Origin of the sequence: Neobacillus sp. OS1-32 (assembly GCF_030915425.1) — a bacterium.
GTDB classification, from domain to species: Bacteria; Bacillota; Bacilli; order Bacillales; family Cytobacillaceae; genus Neobacillus; species Neobacillus paridis.
Genome location: NZ_CP133263.1, coordinates 4,234,278 through 4,249,900 on the forward strand (window position 1 = coordinate 4,234,278; position 15,623 = coordinate 4,249,900).

Below are 15,623 nucleotides of genomic sequence, written 5' to 3' on the forward strand. Positions count from 1 at the left end.
GAATTAAATATTTAGTACATAATCAACTGCAAAACAATTGAAAATATAGGAGAGCTATTTAATCCTTTGAACTTAATTTGTGATCTACACGCGCTTTTCTCTGAAAGGAGTAGATACGATGTTATCAACAGAAAAGCTGGCTGATTTACGTTTACAATTATTAGCTGAAAAGGCTGAAGTAGAAGAGCATCTAAAGCAGAATGATCATTTTGGTTATGAGCGAGGCTTTTGGCATGAGTCGATGGGGGAATTATCGAGCTATGATAATCATCCTGCTGACGAAGGAACTGAGCTATTTGAGCGAGGGAAGGACAACGCCTTGTTGGAGCACTACAAAATCCAGTTGAACAATATTGATAAGGCGCTCGCCGCAATGGAAAATGGCACTTACGGGAAATGTGAAGTTTGCGGTAAGGACATTCCTATTGAGCGGTTAGAGGCATTGCCCAATACCACCTACTGCCTTGAACATAGCCCAGATCAGGTTACTTCCCATATTCGCCCAATTGAAGAGGGGGTCTTACTGCCTCCATGGGGAAAGTTCGACATGGACAAAAAAGACGAAGATGTGGCCTTCGATGCAGAAGATTCGTGGCAGGCGGTGGCAGAATGGGGAACATCGGAAACCCCTTCTGATTTAGCCTCTTCGATGGATCATTATAATGACATGTATATAGAGTCAGAAGAAAACATTGGCTACGTAGAGGATTTTGAAAATTTTGTCGGTAATGATATGTATGGAAAAAATATCACGGTCTACCCCAATATGCAGCATGAACAATATGAAGACGCACTCGATGAAGAGGGCACTATGACAAGCTTTGGTGACCTGCCGGCATTTGAGCATGATCCGTATGTGGAGGATGACGAATAGCGGAGAAAGGAACTTAGCCTTCTGTTTTCAAGTTGGAAATGCAATCTATTTTACTCATGCTTCATTCCGAGTTTTAGTCACGTTTTACCCCCATACCTTAAGAAAACAGCTTTCCCTTTGAAAAGCTGTTTTCTCTGATTTTTACCCTTGGTCACTGTTGTGCAGTGGTACCTGTTTCCCGGTTCCATTATCAATAACCGCACCAATTTCACCCTCAGCATAGACGTCGCTAACCTGCTCATGGGTTTCCGCAAGTCCTGAGGAAAGCTGATCATGTTCATGATCATAACTTGGGTGATAGAAGCTCCCGGCAACCTCCTTTTTGGGATTTGCTTTTTGTTTCTGTTTATCCAATTCGTATCACTCCTTTTTAAAATGGATTCAACGGTATTTTCGTCTTTTTTTGTCAGGATTACTCATAAAAAATCAAAGGAGTCGCCTATATGAATAAAAAAACTGACTTTCCATCCCGTAAACAGCTGGATGAAGCGTTCCATTTTCTTCATGACCAAATCAATAGAATCGCGATAATGGAAGAAATTGAAATGATGAAACAGGAAAACGAGGAGAACGATTCGATTCGATAAATTTTGACAAAATGATTGTTTTCCGTGTTAAAACGATGTATAGTTTCAATGGTTCTACTGGATTGTAAAAGGTGGTCTATCAATGGTCATGAGAGAAACCCTGGCTAAAAAAATAGCCTGGATTAGTCTAATATGTAACTTGGTTCTTACCTTAGGGAAAATTATCATTGGCTCGATTGGAAATAGTGACGCGGTCTTTGCAGACGGGATCCATTCAGCAGCTGATGTATTTGCCTCTGTTATTGTCTTGTTGGTGATTAAAATTTCCAATAAACCGGCCGACAAAGAACATCCATATGGTCATGGAAAGGCTGAAGTGATCGTCTCCGAAATTGTTGGGATGCTGCTCCTGCTTGTTTCCATTTATGTTGCCTACGAAGGTATTGCCGGATTCTTTCAGGAAGTGGAATCACCAAGCATCTTAGCGATGTGGGTAGCCGTTTTTTCGTTTGCTGCAAAGGTGATTTTATACCGCAGCTCCTTACAGGTGGCAAGGCAGAATAGCAGTAAAGCAATTGAAGCAATTGCTTTTGATCATAAAGCGGATATTGTTGCTTCCATTGCAGCTGCCATTGGGGTCCTGTTCTCGATTATTGGCCAGCGCTTCGAGATCCATTTCCTTTTATACGGTGATAAGGCTGCCAGTATATTTGTTGCCTATTTAATTTTTAGAATTGCCAAGGAGATGTTAACCGAAGCCTTCGATATATTGCTGGAGCGGAATATTAACAATGAGATCATTCAGGAATATATTGATATTATCAGCGCATTTCCCGATGTGAAGCGAATTGACCGCATTAGAGCAAGGGAGCACGGCCATTATGTTTTAGTCGATCTGAGAATTTCGATTGATCATTTTAAAACAATCAAGCAAGGACATGATTTGGCTAAGGCTATCAAAAAAGAAATGATGGTACGGAACGATAACATTCATGAGGTGTTGATTCATTTAAATCCTTATTTTGCGGATAAAAATTAATTTCCAAAAAAACTGGTTTGTACTTTCGGAAGAATCGGTTTATGATAGGAAGGGATTAAAAAATTTTCATTCTGACGGTATGGAACATGACCGTCAGACCCTAATAAATGGTTATTGTAAAGGAGATGATATTTTTGAGTTATTCCATGGATCCAGACCCTAGCAGTAGGCAGGGGGAAGTCAATGTTTTCTATGAATTGATCAAGAATATCAACTCTGGAAGGGTTGTTGACTTCCCCAATTAAAGTAAGTGGGGAGGTTTTAACATGCTGGAAATTTTTAAAAGCACCGAAGCTAGGAAATTAGAAAAAGTTGATGTCATTTCAAAAGGCTGCTGGGTAAATGTGTATGCCCCAACGACTGAGGAGATTAATAAAGTATCCAATGATACTCAGGTGGATGTAGATATTATTAGGGACGCTCTGGACGATGAGGAACGTCCACGGATTGAACGTGATGATGGCCGGGTTTATATCATTGTCGACTTCCCATATATCGTTCATGATGAATCTGGTATGGCTGTATATGAAACGATTCCGATTGGAATTGTCCTGACTGAGGAAAATATGATTACGGTTTCCTTAAAGGATTCCCCGATCATTGAGGAATTTCGCACCAACCGTGTGAAGGAATTTTTCACCTTTAAAAAGACACGATTTGCCTTGCAGCTGTTGTTTGTTATCTCATCTTATTATCTGCGGTACCTAAAACAAATTAATAAGAAAACCAATGATATTGAAAAGGTCGTCCATCAATCATTGAAAAATAAAGAATTGTACGCTTTTCTGGCATTAGAGAAAAGCTTGGTTTATTTTACGACTTCATTAAAAGCAAATAAAGTCGTCTTGGATAAAATTTTGCGCTTCAATTATTTAAAAATGTATGAAGAAGATAAGGACCTTTTGGAAGACGTCATTATCGAAATAACCCAGGCGATTGAAATGGCGGAAACGTACCATACGATTTTAACAGGGATGATGAATGCTTTTGCTTCGATCATTTCAAATAACTTGAACATCGTTATGAAGTTTTTAACTTCGATTACGATTATTCTTGCCTTGCCGACAATGGTCGCTAGTTTCTATGGGATGAACGTCAATATTCCATTTCAACATATTCATTATTCCTTTGTTATCCCGCTAGTCATTTCTGGGTTTTTTGCTAGTTTAACAGCTTTTGTTTTTTGGAAAAAGAAATATTTCTAGATTGCCAGCCTTGTTCAGGCTGGTTTTTCTTTTAAAAAATTTAATCTTTGAAACAGGGATATCAAAAATTTTCCCAACTTTTTTGCTAAAATTTAAATAGTCAGAATAATTATTTCGAAATAAAAGCTAATAGGGTAAAATAATGATAAAAAAGAGACGAGATGGGTGATGAAATAATGGAATTTGGAGCCCTCATTAAATTTTACCGGACTCAGAGAGGATTGACCCAGGGAGAATTGGCCAAGGGAATTTGTTCAGTTCCCCATTTGAGCAAGATCGAAAACAATTCCAAAGAAGCAAACGAGGAAACGATCGCGCTTCTGCTCGAACGCTTAAATATAAGCATGGAGGAGGTGGAAGCGAATGAGGAGCAAATTAAACTCCTGCTGCGGGAATTTAGCAATAACATTAACTTTTATTTAAAAGATGAGGTTGAACAAACCTATCAGAAATTGAAACAGATTGAACATCTGATTCCATTCTCTCATTATATCCATATTTGGGAACTTTATAAATATCGATATCTTTTATTTAAAGGATTACTGGATGAAGCGGGGTCTCAAAAAGAACTTTTACATAAGCAAAGGAAAAATTTTTCCCAACATGAAGACTATTTATTTCGCTACTATAATGCGGTATGGTTAATGTGGAAGGGCCAATATAAGAATGCTGATGAGATTCTTGACTCCTTGCATATGGAAAATTGTTTTCAAACAACAGATGGAGAATTCCTTTATCATCGTGCACTGATTAAAAGTTTGCTTGAACAGTCGGGCCATGCGATCCATTTTGGTAAACAGGCGTTGCAAATCTTTATGAATGAGCATAATTTCTTGAGAGTCCTTCACACACTAATGCTGCTGGGGATTAACTATACCCACTCCAATATCTATGAAGAAGCTGAAGTGTGTTTCCGTCATTTAATTCGCAATGCCGAAATCATGAAGGAAGAAGCATTGTTGCCGCAGATCTTTCATAACATGGGCTACCTGCAGCGAAAAATGAAAAATTATAAGCTGGCACTCTACTATTTTGGGAAGAGTTTAGCTTTGCAACCAAGCCGTAATCATGATTATCTTGTAACTTTATATGTCATCGGGGAACTGCATTACTCTCTCAATGAGATGGAAAAAGCAAGGAAATGTTTTCAAGATGTTTATTCTTTGGCCAAAGAGCTGGGGAGTAAAAAATTTCGGCTGTTAGCGGATTTTTATCTGCTCCACATGGACTCGCCGGAAAAAGGGTTTAAATATTTAGAAACAAAAGTCATTCCTTTTTTAGAAGAGGCGAATGAGCATGCTGATGACATTACTCACTTTTATAAAATGCTTGCCGATTATTATACGAGGCAGGGAAATGCAATGGATGTAGTAAAATATTTAAATAAAATAACTGTGCAATAAAGGAGGAAAATCAAGTGAAAAGAATTGCGTTACAATTAGTTACATTTTCAGCAGTTTTGTTAGTTACTGTTCTAACATATCCAATTCACCCGCCAATCGGTTGATGAAAAAATCCCTGAGATTCTCAGGGATTTTTTTCGTTTATGGCTTGTTGATTTCCTAGAATAGGGCATAATGGAATTATGTGCTTTTAAATTTGGCTGTGAGCGAGGAGGATTTTTATGAAATCATTTGTTGTTAGCTTTCATCAAGAAGATAATGTCGATACGATGCAGGTTCAAAAATTAAATCAGGAGGATTTTGATAAGGCCACAGAAGGCGGGACAAGGCACTTATTTGAGCTGGATACCAACATTGGCTTTTTTGTCTTTTTCGATGCTGCCGATAAGGACGGCGACCTATCCTACATGGTGCTGCAATATGAGGAAGACAATGAAGAGCCTACTGCCTGTTATGCCTTTCAACTAAGTGATTTTTACGAGTTTATGGCTTTGTATTTGAATGATATGGAATTTAGTGAGGAAATGGATGAAGAAGAAGAAGAAGAGGAATACGGCCCGATCCATCATCTCGCCCACTTATTATTCCATGTAGTTGAAGAAGGTAAAGATCTTGAGGTATAAAAAATTAGCACTGGACCGCAACGGTTCCAGTGCTTTTTACTACCCTCGTGCAGATTCTTTATGGATGACAATCCGGGCTTTTCCCATGAAAAAGATCGTAATCGCGGCAAGCCCGATTGGGATCAAAGCGAGCAAGAAAGTTTGTGTAATCGATGCCGACATGGCATCAATAATTTTATCCAAAATAAAACCGGGGATTTTTGCCCTTTCACTTGCTTCGAAAATTTCCCGCGGATCGCCCATTTTAAATGTCTGTCCACCGGTTCCGCCCATTCCTTTAAATGCTTCTTTCAATTGGTCGGTAAAGACATTATTCTGAATCGTTCCGAAGATGGTAATCCCCAGTGTCATGCCAAATGAACGCAGAAAGGAGTTAGTCGAATTGGCTGTCCCGCGGAATTGCGGCTCAAGATTATGAATCGAAGCCGTCGGCAGCAAGGAGAAGGAAAAACCGACTCCAAAGCCTACGAGAATCATATAAACCGTAAGTATGATTCTAGCAGTATCAACTGTCATCGTCCCAAGTAAATACATTCCGGCAAGATATGAAATGATGGAGATCACCATCAAATTTCGATAAGAGGTTTTCGTCGAAAAAATCCCACCAATTGCACTGCCGGCAACCGACCCGAGCATCATCGGCGTCAAGATCAAGCCGCCATTTTTTGCTGTACCTCCATAAACAGCTTGAACGTAAATCGGAATAAACACAGTTAAAATAATAAATGTGCCACCATATAAAAAGGCGAGGATTTGCGAGGCGGCAAACAGCCTCCGCTTAAACAGCCATAGCGGTAAAATCGGCTCTTCTGCTTTAACCTCGGCAATAAAGAACACAATAAAAAGAATAAAGAAGCTTGCGAACAGACTGATAATGGGCGTCGAGTTCCATGCATATTCCTTGCCGCCTAATTCTAAAGCAAACATGAGGCTGATAACGGAAATGACCAATGTAATCGCACCAAGCCAATCAATTTTTTGCTTGGAATGCTGCAAAGATTCATGGTAATAGCGGATAATTAAAACAATAGAAACTAAACCAAGAGGGATATTGACGTAAAAAATCCAGTGCCAGCTGATGTAATCAGTAATATAAGCACCCAAAAGCGGACCTAATACACTTGATGTGCCAAAAACAGCTCCGAGCAGCCCCGTCATCTTTCCACGCTTTTCTGGCGGAAAGATATCAAATACAATAGTAAAGGCAATCGGCATCAGTGCACCGCCGCCAATTCCTTGAATCGCCCGGAAAATACTTAATTGTACAATTGTTTGGGCAATCCCGCATAAAGCAGAGCCAATTAAGAAGACAGATAATCCAAACATAAAAAAGCGTTTGCGGCCGTACATATCAGACAATTTCCCGAAAATCGGCATTCCGGCCATGACGGCAACCATATAGGCCGAGGTTACCCAAACAAACTTATCAAGTCCGCCAAGGTCCGCGACAATAGTTCCCATAGCTGTAGCAACAATCGTATTATCCATCGCCGACATGAGAATAGCCAGCAATAGACCGGTTACGACAAAATGAATCTTATTGTCCTTAGTGATCATGTAGAGTCTCCTTGAAAATAGGGATTTTTTTGAAATGATAAAGAAATTTTAATGGGAAAGGCTGTAAACTGTCAATGATTTTTTACTTAAGGAAAAAAAGTCCCCTTTTATTGGGGACTTAAAGTGGTATTTAAGATTTTAAAATATCATGGTCAACGTAGCGTTCGCCATTTAATTCACTAATTACGTTAATGGCAACCTTGGCTCCGTCACCGGCAGTAATGATCGTATGCATGCTGACCCCGGCAATGGTACCGGCTGCCCAGATGCCGTCAACATTTGTTTTTCCAGCAGCATCAACATCAAGAATGGTTTTTACCCTTGGTTCAGTACCTGGTTTTGTGTTAAGACCAGCCTTTTCCGCCAAGTCTGCGAGCATCCCCGTTGCCACGATAACATGTTTTGCTTCATATTGATGGTTATCTGTTTCAACTTTAAAACCGTCATTGGTTTTACTAATATTGGTTACGGTAGCTTGGACAATTTCAGCGCCAAATTTACTGGCTTGCTCTTTACCAATCTCTACGAGGTCGGGACCGGTAATTTCTTTTACCCCATAATGGTTTTCAATCCAAGCCCTTTTGGTTACACTTTTGTCATTGTCAACGATAAGTGTTTTCTTGCCAGCTTTTGCTGTAAAAAGAGCAGCACTTGCGCCAGCGGGACCTGCACCTACAATAACAACATCAAACATATGTAAAACCTCCTAATTGAATTTTTTTACAACTATATTATCGGCTAATGAGTGTCAAAAGTAAAACAAACTGCTTATTTCATAAATTTAGAAAAACGAAATAAGCAGTAGTTAAATAATTTTTGCATCTAAAAAAATAGCTTCCTTATAACAAGATGTTATCCAGTTTATACCAAACATTGTAAAAAAGAAGCGAGATTATGTAAAATTGCGCCCGGATTACGTAAAAAAGCACTCCGATTTTGTAAAATAAATTCTTTGGAATAAGGAGTGATCCAGTTTATACCAAACATTGTAAAAAACAAGCGGGAATATGTAAAATTCCGCGTGGATTACGTAAAAAAGCACTCCGATTTTGTAAAATAAATTCTTTGGAATAGGGAGTGATCCAGTTTATACCAAACATTGTAAAAAAGAAGCGAGATTATGTAAAATTGCGCCCGGATTACGTAAAAAAGCACTTCGATTTTGTAAAAAATTATTATAGATACCTGAATTATTCATACCTGCACATTAGTCAATAAAAAGAAATCTAGAAATTCAATTTGGTGCACAATTGCCATTAATTTATTTGTAAGTTACCTATTCATGAAAATCGCTAAGTGGCATGTCTTAAAGTGTTAGGTTTTTGAGCATACTACTCCCTTGGTCTTGAAAGTTGTTTTTAAATATTGGCTGCATTACATTTGTCTGTTGATTTCCGTTCCGGGCGCTTGCTTTCCGCAGGGAGGAAGTCGAGCCTCCTCGGCGTTCCGCCTGTGGGGTCTCGACTTTTCCTCTACATCCCGCAGGAGTCAAGCGCCCTCCACTTCAATCAACAGTGTGTAAAAATCAAAATCGCACATTAACACAGCCCAAATTAGATAGCAGATAAGTTTTATTCCAGCTTTAGCAGTTGAATTCTCTGTAATACTTTCCAAAAGAATTCTTGGTACACAAAACTGGAAGACAACTTAAAGTAAAGCGATCGTCCTGATTTCACTAATTTACTTGCGACCTTTATCAGTCTTGTTCGAATGGTTTCGATTTGTATGCTTTTTTGTCCCTCCGGAAAACAAAGCGTACGAAGCCAATTTGTTAGGTTATATGCCAACAAGCTCAACATCATCTTGGATTCATTTACTTGAAAAGAATGGCTGTTCATTTTATCCAAACCAAATCCATTCTTAGCTTCCTTGATATAGTTTTCCATTGTGCCTCTTTTTTTGTACGCATTCACGATATCCTTCGGGGAAAATGCGTCTATCAAGTTCGTTACAAAAAATGAATTCGTGAAAAACAATTCGCCCGCAGGGCGAACAGATTGGATGATCACTTTTCTAGGCTTAGACCATGATTTTGCTTGATATTCGGTTTCCTCATAATAAATCTCTGGTTTTGTTGTATCGGCTGGAAAGGAGGCAGGATGTAGTTCATCAGCGAGACGTTGCAAATTGGCATTTGATTTTAAACGAATCACATAATAAACCGACTCTTCCTCACACAAATCATACAAAGCTGGAACAGCAAAGCCACTATCCCCTCGTAGGAATGGGACAATCGCTGGGAATTTCTCATTATAATGTTCGATAAGAGGCTTGACAAATTCCACGACACCGTTGGAAGTATAGACATTTCCCGGTCTTAGTTGGGCCTTTAAAAAATCACCAGTTATTCCATCAAAAGCAACCAATGGATGGAAACCAACTGTTCCGTAATGAGAATTGTAAGATGTGGATTCCTGTTTTCCATACGTATCGGCATGTGTAGAATCCAAGTCGATAATAAGTGCCTTAGACTCTCTAATTTGATTCACTTTGTCTAAAAGTTCTTGATTAGCTTGATTTAATTGCACAATAGATTCCTTATCAAACCGTGCAAAAAAGCGGGATAAGCTAGGTTGGGAAGCTAATGCTTCTGTTCCAATGATTTGCGTAAACACGGGATCCTTCGTTAATTGATCAGCTGCATCATCTTCGGAATATCCAGCAACGATTTGATAAATCTTTTGACGAAGCAAGTTTTCATTCGAATGAAAAAAGTAGAGTCTTTCGTCTTTTAGTTGTAGGTATTTAGTTAATGTCTCTGAAAACCCTATTTTCTCATCGAATTCTCTAAAAATGAATTCACCGGTATCAGAAGAAAGGGAACCTCCATCATTTGACAATTTAATTTGACGATTGAAATTTAGGGTTAATTGCGGTAAAGTAGCCATTATAAGAATCCTTTCTGTGGTTATTTCGTAGTTGTTTTAACCTTATCAGAAATGGATTCTTTTTTCATTTATTAAGTGCATTAAAAATCGACTGAAAAGCTGATTAAATAGGAGAAAGCAGCCTATTTCAAAAAAACTGTGAATAATTCAGGTAGATATTTTTCCACAAAAAAGAATTCCGCGGCCTCCGCGGAACTCTTAACTAAATTCTATCTTAATACATTAAAATATCTGGCTTCTGGGTGGGCGAAGACCATTGCTGATACAGAAGCTTCTGGTTCCATCATGCAGCCATCCGTCAGCTCGACGCCGATTTCTTCTGGATGAATCAAGCCAAACAACTTTTTCTGATCATCTAAATCTGGGCAGGCCGGGTAACCAAACGAGAAACGCTGTCCCTGGTACTTTGCGGCAAACCGATCCTGCATGGTAAACTCAAGCGGATCAGGGAAGCCCCAGCGATCACGCATTTGCCGGTGGATGAACTCAGCCAACCCTTCCGCACTCTCAAGCGCCAAAGCCTGTAAAGCGTGACTCTCAAGAAAACGCCCACTCTCCTTCAACTGTTCAGCGACTTCACGAATTCCTCCTCCGGCGGTCACGGTAAATAAACCGACATAATCGATCATTCCGCTGGAGACCGGCTTCAAATAGTCTGCCAAACATAGATGTGGCGCTGATTCCTGACGTGGGAAATCAAAGGTTTCCAGGACAACATTAAGATTCTCAGGGTCATAAATATAAATTTTATTCCCCTCTGACTGCGCTGGGAAAAATTGATAAACGGCCCGCGGGGTAATCCAATTGTTGGCAGAAGCGTCAGCCAGCAATTGATCAACCATTTCTTTTACCTTTAAAGCCTTCTCATCCTTTTCGGCTAGTAACTTAGCGACTTTCCCTTTCACCCCAAGATGGTGGCTCAGCAGCATTTGCATATTAATATAAGGTTCAATATGCGATAAAGAATACGATTTGATGATATGCCGTTTAGTATCCTTTGGAACAAACACCGGGACCTCAGTCGAGACAGCCGGTCTTGTTTTCACTGCTACGGCCGCCGCCGCCCGTACCGGCAAATCAAGCGAAACAGCAGCAGCCGCCAGTTTTTCCTGTTTCGCATTGAGCAGCTTTTCCCGCTCCTCTGGTGACTGAACCTGATTGGCAAGTGACAAACCGGTCATCGCATCTTTTGCATAAAGGACGAGCCCGTCGTACTCTTTGGCAATTTTCGTATCGGTGAACTTCCGTGACAGGGCAGCACCGCCAACTAAAATCGGCAAGTTGATACCCGCTGCCTTCATATCTTGAGCAGTTAGCACCATTTGCTGGGCCGATTTCACCAACAGTCCTGAAAGGCCGACAATATCCGGCTTTTGCTCACGAATTGCCTTAATCAGATCCGCCGGTGCCACTTTAATTCCGAGATCATGGACCTCATAGCCATTGTTACTTAAAATAATGTCAACAAGGTTTTTACCGATATCGTGGACATCGCCTTTAACCGTAGCTAATAATACTTTCCCCTTCGCTGCCGACACATCGCCTTTTTCCATATATGGCTCTAGGAAAGAAACTGCTGTTTTCATCACTTCCGCACTTTGCAGAACCTCGGCAACAATTAATTGATTATCATTAAATAGACGGCCGACCTCCTTCATCCCGTCCATCAATGGGCCATTGATAATATCCAATGGAGTCGAGTACTCGGCTAGAGCAAGTTCCAAATCCGGAATCAGGCCTTCTTTCGTTCCTTCCACGACATAATAAGCAAGCCGCTCTGCAAGGCTTAGATTAAGTTCAGCCGTTTTTACTTGTTTCTTTTTCTCCCGATAAAAATCAGTAAACGAAGCCAGTGCTTCATTTGTTGTTGCAAACAACAGTTTTTCTGCTAATTCCACTTCCTCCTTGGCAATGGAGGCAAACCGTTCGAGCTTTTCCGTATTGACGATCGCGTAATCGAGTCCCGCTTGGGTACAGTGATACAAAAAGACTGAATTTAAAATTTCCCGGCCGACCGGCGGCAGCCCGAAGGAGACGTTGCTGATGCCCAGAATGGTTTGCACACCCGGTAGCTTTTCCTTAATCAGGCGGATTCCGTCGACCGTTGCTTTAGCGGAGCCAATATATTGCTCATCCCCTGTACCTACGGGAAATACTAATGGATCAAAGATAAGATCCTGCGGCTTTAGCTTATATTTGTTCACCAACAGGTCATAGGAACGGTTAGCAATCTCCAGTTTCCGCTCTGCCGTAACACCCATGCCTTGTTCATCAATCGTTCCCACAACGACGGCCGCGCCATAGCGGTGAATCAGGGGAACAATCGCTTTAAAGCGGTCTTCGCCGTCCTCAAGGTTAATCGAATTAATAATCGCTTTCCCTTGTGAATATTTCAGCGCTGTTTCAATCACCTTTTCATCCGTCGAATCGATGACGAGCGGTACTTTCACCTTTTTAACTACTTCTTTGATGAAATTTTCCATATCGGCTAATTCATCGCGGTCAGGGTCGGCTAAACAAAGGTCAATGACATGTGCACCGTTTTTTACTTGGGCGCGGGCGATTTCCGCTGCTTCTTCAAATTTCCCCTCGGCGATTAACCGCTTAAATTTGCGTGAACCAATGACATTGGTCCGCTCACCAACAAAGATCGGCCGCAGTGTCGGGTCATCGTAAACAAATGGCTCGATCCCGGAAACCATGTGAACATTGGCACGGCCAAATTCCCTCGGGGCGAAATCTTTCACTGCTTCTGCCATTGCCCGAATATGGGCCGGTGTCGTCCCGCAGCAGCCGCCGACAATATTTAGCCAGCCATGGGCGGCAAAATCAGCTAATTTTTTCGCCAAAGTTTCCGGGGTTTCATGGTAATGACCTTCTTCATCGGGCAGTCCTGCGTTTGGATAACAGCTGACCGCTGTATCCGCCAAGCCTGCCAGCGAGCGAATATGGTCCTGCATGAATTCCGGACCGGTGGCACAATTCAGCCCAACAGCGACAGGATTCATGTGTTGGACGGAAATATAAAAGGCTTCAATCGATTGGCCGGCAAGGGTTGTACCCATTGGTTCAATGGTGCCGGAGATCATGAGCGGCAATGTTTTGCCTGTTTTGGCAAAGGCATTTTGAATTCCGACATAGCCGGCTTTAACATTTAACATATCCTGGCTTGTCTCAAGCAGTAATAGATCGACACCGCCGTCAATTAAGCCAAGCGCCTGTTCCTCGTAGGCAGCAGCAAGGGTATCAAATGTTGTTCCGCCGGTGACGCTCAGCGTTTTGGTCGTTGGTCCCATTGAACCAGCGACATAGCGCGGCCACTCGGGTGTGGAAGCTTTTTCTGCTTCCGCGACTGCGATTTGTGCTGCTTTTTTATTTATTTCATAGGCTTTAAACCCGAGAGCATATTCGTCAAGAACAATGCTCGTGGCACCAAAAGTATTGGTTTCAATAATATCGGCTCCGGCCGCGAGATACTCGCGGTGAATATCGGCAATCACATCAGGGGCGGTTAAGTTCAAGTTTTCGTTACAGCCTTCATACTGCTCGCCGCCAAAATCAGCGGCAGTCAGTCCTGCTTGCTGCAGCATCGTTCCCATGGCACCGTCGATAACGAGAATGCGTTTTTTCAGTTGCTCAGTAAATGGTCGTTTCAACATAGCTGTTCCCCCTAAGAATACCTGCCCGTTCTTTAGCATAATGGGCAAGCTCAAGCGTTAGTTCGTATCGTAAAAATGGCGTAATTAAATAAATTCCATTGAATAAATCCAGGGCGGCATCAATGAGTTGTTTCGTAATTTCAATTCCTTCGCGGGCGGCTTGCTCTGGATCATTATTATAGGCAAACATCTGCTCGCGAATCGAATCAGCAATCTTGATGCCTGGCACTTCATTATGAAGAAACTCGGCATTTTTACTGCTCGTCAACGGCATCAAGCCGATATAGATGGGTGTCTCCAAATGTTTCGTATTTTCATAGACTTCGAGCAGCTTCTCCTCTGAAAAGACCGGCTGTGAAATAAAGTAGTCGGCACCATAGCTGATTTTTTTCTCCAAACGCTTAACTGCTTTTTCAACGGAGCGGACATTTGGATTAAAGGCAGCAGCAACGCTGAACACTGTTTTTTCGCCTAAATCTTTCCCGGAAAAAGATAAGCCTTGATTCATCTGCTTGATCATTTGAATCAATTCAAAGGAAGAGACATCGTAAACGGAAGACGCTCCTGGGAAATCCCCGACCCGGGCCGGATCACCGGTAATCGCCAAAACATCATTCATACCAAGGGTGTAGAGCCCCATTAAGTGCGATTGCAGGCCGATCAAGTTGCGGTCACGGCAGGCGATATGAATAAGCGGCCGCACGCCCAGTTCTTTTTTTACTAAATAGCCTAATGATTCATTGGAAATCCGCACGGTTGCCAAGGAATTATCAGCCATTGTTAAGGCATCAATCCCGGCTTGCTTCAGCGCTTTCGCTCCTTCAAAAAACTTCTTCGTATTCAGCTTTCTCGGAGGATCTAATTCGACGATGATCGAAGGCCGTCTTTTGACAATATCCTGAAGCGGCTCGTATTCAGGTTTAGCCTTAGGAGCTTTCTCTTTCATGACGATTTCCTTTTGCTTAAATTTTACTACTTTATTGGTAACGGGTGTACGGTCTTTTAAGGCAGCTGCAAAGGCTTTGATATGATCCGGAGTCGTGCCGCAGCAGCCGCCCAGCAGGCGGACGCCTTGGTCGCGAAAGCTTTCAGCCGAGCTGCGGAAGTAATCGGCATCACCCACATAATGAAACTTCCCATCCGTATAGGCTGGAAGGCTGGCATTCGGGTAAGCAGAAAGAAAGGCTTGCTGCGGAAGCTTGATTTGTTCCAATGTTAATAGCATATGGTAAGGCCCGAGCCGGCAATTAAGGCCAACAACATTGGCACCAAGTTCCTCTAATCTGGTTAGGGCATCATTGATGGGCGTACGATTTTGTAAAACACCCGGCTCTTGCAGGGAGACCTGAGCAATGATTGGCAGCTTCGTTTCCTTACGGGCAATCGTCAAAACCGTTTCCAGCTCTTCTAAGTCATAAAAGGTTTCCAGCAGCAAACCGTCGACCCCTTCCAGTAAAAGGAAGTCCAGCTGTTCACGAAAGCTTCGTTTGATGTCTTCTATTGGAATGGATTCCGGTTTGATACCGCGGTTCCCGCCCATCGTCCCGACAACAAAAGTATTCGCCCCGGCCGCCTGCTTGGCATGGCGGACCGCAGCACTGTTAATTTCTTTAACTGAATCTTCGATGCCGTAGCGCTGCAGCTTTAAATAGTTGGCCGCATACGTATTCGTCTGAATTACATCGGCACCAGCTTCAATATAGGCTTGATGAATCGCCTGGATTTGTTCCGGATGGGAGAGATTCAGTTCCTCAAAACAGCTGTCCGTTCCATAAGAATAGAGAAGTGTCCCCATCGCTCCATCAGCAATCAAAATTTCCTTGCTTAATTTTTCTAATAGGTTCATAT

At 41.8% G+C, this 15,623-nt stretch carries 12 protein-coding genes; 6 read left to right on the forward strand and 6 right to left on the reverse strand.

Features of this window, described 5'->3' with window-relative positions; all coding sequences use genetic code 11:
* The first annotated feature begins 118 nt into the window (after nt 1-118).
* Complete coding sequence (locus RCG24_RS20775; protein ID WP_308077946.1) at nt 119-874, forward strand: TraR/DksA C4-type zinc finger protein; 756 nt, start codon at nt 119-121, stop codon at nt 872-874.
* A 141-nt stretch (nt 875-1,015) separates the two neighbouring features.
* Here the strand turns inward: RCG24_RS20775 and RCG24_RS20780 are convergent, their stop codons facing one another.
* The gene (locus RCG24_RS20780) at nt 1,016-1,228 is read right to left on the reverse strand and encodes a YozQ family protein (protein WP_202655685.1); all 213 of its coding nucleotides are present in this window, start codon (nt 1,226-1,228) and stop codon (nt 1,016-1,018) included.
* Nucleotides 1,229-1,317: 89 nt separating this feature from the next.
* Here RCG24_RS20780 and RCG24_RS20785 point away from each other — a divergent pair, with 89 nt between their 5' ends.
* The 5 genes from RCG24_RS20785 to RCG24_RS20805 all read left to right on the forward strand — a co-directional run bounded on the left by RCG24_RS20785 (nt 1,318) and on the right by RCG24_RS20805 (nt 5,671).
* Nucleotides 1,318-1,461, forward strand: coding sequence for a hypothetical protein (locus RCG24_RS20785; RefSeq protein ID WP_202655686.1), 144 nt, complete (start codon nt 1,318-1,320; stop codon nt 1,459-1,461).
* Nucleotides 1,462-1,543: 82 nt separating this feature from the next.
* Nucleotides 1,544-2,440 carry a cation diffusion facilitator family transporter gene (locus tag RCG24_RS20790; RefSeq protein ID WP_308077947.1) on the forward strand — a complete coding sequence of 299 codons (897 nt, stop codon included), beginning with the start codon at nt 1,544-1,546 and terminating at the stop codon, nt 2,438-2,440.
* Nucleotides 2,441-2,706: 266 nt separating this feature from the next.
* Nucleotides 2,707-3,645 carry a magnesium transporter CorA family protein gene (locus RCG24_RS20795; RefSeq protein WP_308077948.1) on the forward strand — a complete coding sequence of 313 codons (939 nt, stop codon included), beginning with the start codon at nt 2,707-2,709 and terminating at the stop codon, nt 3,643-3,645.
* 176 nt (nt 3,646-3,821) lie between these two features.
* Nucleotides 3,822-5,048, forward strand: coding sequence for a tetratricopeptide repeat protein (locus RCG24_RS20800; protein ID WP_308077949.1), 1,227 nt, complete (start codon nt 3,822-3,824; stop codon nt 5,046-5,048).
* Between the two features lie 221 nt (nt 5,049-5,269).
* Nucleotides 5,270-5,671: a cytosolic protein gene (locus RCG24_RS20805; RefSeq protein WP_308077950.1), complete on the forward strand. Its 402-nt coding sequence runs from the start codon at nt 5,270-5,272 to the stop codon at nt 5,669-5,671.
* Between the two features lie 39 nt (nt 5,672-5,710).
* On the opposite strand, the gene RCG24_RS20810 is transcribed toward RCG24_RS20805, so the two are convergent.
* The 5 genes from RCG24_RS20810 to RCG24_RS20830 all read right to left on the reverse strand — a co-directional run bounded on the left by RCG24_RS20810 (nt 5,711) and on the right by RCG24_RS20830 (nt 15,621).
* Entirely contained in the window at nt 5,711-7,228 is a 1,518-nt protein-coding gene (locus tag RCG24_RS20810) for an MDR family MFS transporter (RefSeq protein WP_202655691.1), read from the reverse strand.
* A gap of 130 nt (nt 7,229-7,358) precedes the next feature.
* Nucleotides 7,359-7,922, reverse strand: coding sequence for an FAD-dependent oxidoreductase (locus RCG24_RS20815; protein WP_202655692.1), 564 nt, complete (start codon nt 7,920-7,922; stop codon nt 7,359-7,361).
* A gap of 877 nt (nt 7,923-8,799) precedes the next feature.
* Nucleotides 8,800-10,116: an IS1380 family transposase gene (locus RCG24_RS20820; protein WP_308077951.1), complete on the reverse strand. Its 1,317-nt coding sequence runs from the start codon at nt 10,114-10,116 to the stop codon at nt 8,800-8,802.
* 209 nt (nt 10,117-10,325) lie between these two features.
* Nucleotides 10,326-13,775, reverse strand: coding sequence for a methionine synthase (metH, locus tag RCG24_RS20825; RefSeq protein WP_308077952.1), 3,450 nt, complete (start codon nt 13,773-13,775; stop codon nt 10,326-10,328).
* Nucleotides 13,753-15,621 (reverse strand): bifunctional homocysteine S-methyltransferase/methylenetetrahydrofolate reductase, encoded by a 1,869-nt coding sequence (locus tag RCG24_RS20830; protein ID WP_308077953.1) that lies wholly within the window; start codon nt 15,619-15,621, stop codon nt 13,753-13,755. The genes metH and RCG24_RS20830 overlap by 23 nt, the downstream gene beginning before the upstream one ends.
* Nucleotides 15,622-15,623: the final 2 nt, after the last annotated feature.

Coding starts and splice junctions, on each gene's coding strand:
- RCG24_RS20775 (WP_308077946.1), top strand. CDS start 119: ATGTTATCAACAGAAAAGCTGGCTGATTTACGTTTACAATTATTAGCT.
- RCG24_RS20785 (WP_202655686.1), top strand. CDS start 1,318: ATGAATAAAAAAACTGACTTTCCATCCCGTAAACAGCTGGATGAAGCG.
- RCG24_RS20790 (WP_308077947.1), top strand. CDS start 1,544: ATGGTCATGAGAGAAACCCTGGCTAAAAAAATAGCCTGGATTAGTCTA.
- RCG24_RS20795 (WP_308077948.1), top strand. CDS start 2,707: ATGCTGGAAATTTTTAAAAGCACCGAAGCTAGGAAATTAGAAAAAGTT.
- RCG24_RS20800 (WP_308077949.1), top strand. CDS start 3,822: ATGGAATTTGGAGCCCTCATTAAATTTTACCGGACTCAGAGAGGATTG.
- RCG24_RS20805 (WP_308077950.1), top strand. CDS start 5,270: ATGAAATCATTTGTTGTTAGCTTTCATCAAGAAGATAATGTCGATACG.
- RCG24_RS20810 (WP_202655691.1), bottom strand. CDS start 7,228: ATGATCACTAAGGACAATAAGATTCATTTTGTCGTAACCGGTCTATTG.
- RCG24_RS20815 (WP_202655692.1), bottom strand. CDS start 7,922: ATGTTTGATGTTGTTATTGTAGGTGCAGGTCCCGCTGGCGCAAGTGCT.
- RCG24_RS20820 (WP_308077951.1), bottom strand. CDS start 10,116: ATGGCTACTTTACCGCAATTAACCCTAAATTTCAATCGTCAAATTAAA.
- metH (WP_308077952.1), bottom strand. CDS start 13,775: ATGTTGAAACGACCATTTACTGAGCAACTGAAAAAACGCATTCTCGTT.
- RCG24_RS20830 (WP_308077953.1), bottom strand. CDS start 15,621: ATGAACCTATTAGAAAAATTAAGCAAGGAAATTTTGATTGCTGATGGA.